Origin of the sequence: Kitasatospora sp. NPDC048540 (genome assembly GCF_040651175.1) — a bacterium.
Classification (GTDB): Bacteria; Actinomycetota; Actinomycetes; order Streptomycetales; family Streptomycetaceae; genus Kitasatospora.
The window spans coordinates 1-3,726 of sequence record NZ_JBEZIR010000247.1; the positions used below are offsets into that span (position 1 = coordinate 1).

The 3,726-nt window shown below is 65.3% G+C and carries 1 protein-coding gene and 3 pseudogenes; 1 reads left to right on the plus strand and 3 read right to left on the minus strand.

The window, feature by feature from the left end; genetic code table 11:
* Nucleotides 1-523: 523 nt before the first annotated feature.
* Nucleotides 524-667 (minus strand): annotated as a pseudogene (locus AB0D08_RS40485) (transposase); the annotation flags it as partial.
* Nucleotides 668-709: 42 nt separating this feature from the next.
* Between AB0D08_RS40485 and AB0D08_RS40490 the strand changes: the two are divergent.
* Nucleotides 710-1,256 (plus strand): annotated as a pseudogene (locus tag AB0D08_RS40490) (transposase); the annotation flags it as partial.
* Here AB0D08_RS40490 and AB0D08_RS40495 read toward each other — a convergent pair.
* Nucleotides 1,243-1,542 carry a transposase gene (locus tag AB0D08_RS40495; protein ID WP_359895376.1) on the minus strand — a complete coding sequence of 100 codons (300 nt, stop codon included), beginning with the start codon at nt 1,540-1,542 and terminating at the stop codon, nt 1,243-1,245. The pseudogene AB0D08_RS40490 and the gene AB0D08_RS40495 overlap by 14 nt on opposite strands.
* Nucleotides 1,543-1,690: 148 nt before the next feature.
* A pseudogene (locus AB0D08_RS40500) lies at nt 1,691-3,726 on the minus strand (hypothetical protein); the annotation flags it as partial.

The window sequence follows — 3,726 nt, forward strand, 5'->3', positions numbered from 1 at the left end:
GGCCTGTGTCCCCCGGGCGGCGTTTCCCCCTCCAACGAGACGTTTGGTCTCGTGGCAGGGAGAACGGCCGTCTATGCTGTCCCTGCAAGACCTGGCTGCGTCGCCCCTGTGAAGGGTCATCCCTCAGTTGCGTGGTTGTGGCACTGGTGGATCGGACAAGTTCCGGCAGGTTCCGGTCTCCAACGCCCGTGTAGTCCTTGACGTCAAGGGGCATCGGCCTGTCCTCAACCGGGTCTGATGGCTGTGGCAACCGCGGCGTTCCTACGGCCTGGGCTGAACCCCTCATCGGCTGGCCAGTCCCGTTCAGCGTTGTGGCCGAATCGGGTCTGTACGGTCATAGGCCTTGTCCCAAGCCCAATCCCGGGGCCGAGGACGGTGACGGTGACGGCGGGCTGGTGATGGCGGGGAGGCCGTCAGGGCGGCGTCGGTGCGTCGCTCGCTGTAGCGGGACATCGCGTGGCCCCTGTCACCCAGGAGAGCCCCGGGGCGCTTGCGGGGGTGGCCGACGCGGCCGGCGGCCGGTGGGGACTCCGTCGACCAGGGCGAGGTTCTGGGTGACGTCGTTGACGTTCGCCGCGGTGGTGATGACCTTGAGCGGGATGCCGTCGCCGTCGGTGATCAGGTGGTGCTTGCTGCCGGTCTTGCGGCGGTCGACCGGCGACGGGCCCGTCGCGGCGCCCCGCTACCGTCTTCGTGGCCCCGCCATGGGGTCGAGGACATCTTCACCGCCCTGGACGAGCAGACCGTCATCGTCCCCGGCACCGAGGCCGCCGCCTTGATCGTCCCCAGCCTCGCCAGCTCACTCAGCTCAACCAGCGCAAACACCTCGCCGCGAGGATCGAAGAACTACTGGAGGCCCACCCTCTCTTTCCACGGTCCTGACCTCGATGCCCGGCATCGGAGTCAGGACCGCCGCCCGGATCCTCGTCGACGTCGGCGACGCGAAGGCCTTCCCGACCGCCGGACACCTCGCCGCCTACGCCGGCCTGGCGCCCGTCACCCGCGCCTCCGGCTCCTCGATCCGCGGCGAACACCCCTCGCGACGGGGCAACAAACAGCTCAAACGGGCCTTCTACCTTGCCGCGTTCGCCTCACTGTCCCAGCCCGAGTCACGCGCCTACTACGACAAGAAGCGGCGACAGGGCAAACACCACGTCGCCGCCCTCGTCTGCCTGGCCCGCAGACGCATCAACGTCCTCTTCGCCATGCTCCGAGACGGCACCCTCTACGAACCCCCGGCCGTCACCGCCGCTTGACGGAAACCATAGGGGCACCTCTTTCGCGCGCACGTGGGGGACGTCCACGCACGCGCGACTCCAGTACCAGTTCGCCGGCCGCGTTCAGTTCCGCCAGAAGTGCCCGGTGCAGCTGGTCGAAGGCCCCGGTTTCCTGCCATCGCTCCAGGCGCCTCCCACAGGTCTGGCCGGAGCCGAAGCCCAGCTCCAACGGCAGCTGCTGCCACGGGATCCCGGCGTAGAGCACGAAAAGGATGCCCTGCAGGCACAGTCGGGTCGGGGACCGGCTTGGGTCCGGGCGAGCGATCGGGCCAGGGCGGCAGCATCGGCTCGATCATTGCCCACAACTCGTCGTCCACGACCCAGGGGTTGACGCTCATGTCCTCACGAACGGCGCAATCGTCATACCGGTTACGGCTGACCTGCACCAGCCCACAAGATCGTGTTACGAGCTCTTAAGGCCGGTGGTCTGTGAGGATTTCGATGCTACCCGAGCCGGATCCTGCGGTAACGGCAGGTCGATTAGCGGTCAATGTCGGCATCCCGAGGTAGCCGTTGGGGCGCTTTGGCGGGTCCCAACGCCCATCGGGGTGCAGAACTACATGCCGGACCCCGCCGTCAAGATCGGCCAGCAGGATATGGATCGTTCCGTCCGGCGATGCCGAGGCGGACACTGAGATGGCCTGTGGGATTCCAGCCGGCTCCGTGATCGAGCCCCAGGTCCCATCGGCGTGCCGGACACGATGCCAGAGCCGGCCGTCGGCATTGAGGCCGAAGGCCCGCGATTCGCCGTTCGGAAGTCCCACTATAGCGGGTGAATTTGCCGATACCCCTGGCCAGCCGCCGACTAGTGACCAGTTACCCCAGCTGCCGTCTGCGTGCCGGACGCGATGCGTGAGGCCCATCATTCCCTGGACCATGATCTGCGAGTCACCGTTCGGCATGCCAGTTATGGCTGTCTGCATGAAGTGTCCGCCAGGGAACGGCGACGTATCGACGGACTCCCACCCCTGCCACTCGCCGTTTTGCTGCCGGAGGTTGTGCCAGAGAGTTGGATGGGTCGGGTGAGAACTGATGGCAAGATATTGAGTTTCCCCATTCGGCAGAGCGGCCACGGAGATGCTCTGCGGAGTGCCGGACGGAAGTCCGGGGAGCGCCTGCCAATTTGTCATGGAATTACCGGATTTAATTCGATGCATGATGGCAGCGCCATCCGTGATGCCAACATAGTGGGTTTCGCCATTGGGGGTTGTGGCGAGCCCCGGTGAAACTCCACGGAATTCTCCCTGCCCGCCCGCGCCGCCGAGCGGCTTGGGCGATGTCCACATCCCGTCCGCGGAGCGAGTGCCGCTGAGGAACGTTGATTTTCCAGGCTCAGGGGGTAGAGCTTGGAAATCGGCGGCGGTAAACGTCTCTGTGGGGCCCACGCCTGGTGCATTCGCTGCCAATGAGCCGCGGCCGGCGGGAGCGTTAAGATTTCGAGAACTGACGAAGCAGCCGCGGCCTTCCGTCATCTCGGAGAGATGTGTAGGAACTGGAAGCTCGGGATCCGTGGCGTCGGTGCGGCATGGAGCGATCCTTTGCTGAGCTAGCAGCGCGAACTTCCCCTCGCCTAGGTCGACGCGGATGAATTTACCGTTACGGGTTAGCTTATGGTCTAGGCCAAGATAGCCGTCCGTGGTATCGGACCCTCCCTGGTGCTGGCTGACGTACTGGCCGTTGGCCCAACGGAACGCGATGGTGCCGTCATCAAGATCGACGAGGTGCGTTGCCGAGGCACGGGACGGTCCTCCATGCATGGCTGGAACGGTACCCAGTGCGGGGTTGTCGGATCCGATGGCGTAGCGGAAGGAATGCTCGGACCGCAGACCGATCTGCCTGCCCTCCTGGATAGCCGCATCGAGAAAGACAGCGTCGTCGGCCTGGGTGCGAGATACAGCCAGACGTTCACCGCCGGCGCTCAATACCGCCCCGTACGGGCCATGGTCGAGTGGGATTTCCTGGACGCGCTGGTTAGTAGCGGTGTCGATCTCAGTCACCGAGCCCCCGCCGTTATTCGCCACGTAGACGCGCTCTCCGGCCGTCGTTACGGTGATTCCGGCGGGGCTCTCGCCAACCTCGACGGGGGATCCGACAGTCTGCTGGCTCGCGGTATCGATCACCGTTACGGTGTTGTCCCCGTGGTTGGTGACGTAGGCTCGAGTGCCGTTTTTGTCGACCGTGATGCCTATCGGGTGTTTGCCGACGGGGATGGGGGATCCGACAGGTTCCTGGCTCGCGGTATCGATCACCGTTACCGTGCCGTCCGTCCGGTTGGTGACGTACGCACGGCCACCATCCGCACTGGTGGCGACACTCGTGGGGTGTTGGCCGACGGGGATGGGGGATCCGACAGGCTGCTGGCTCGCGGTATCGATCACCGTTACGGTGTTGTCCCCGTGGTTGGTGACGTAGGCTCGAGTGCCGTTTTTGTCGACCGTGATGCCTATCG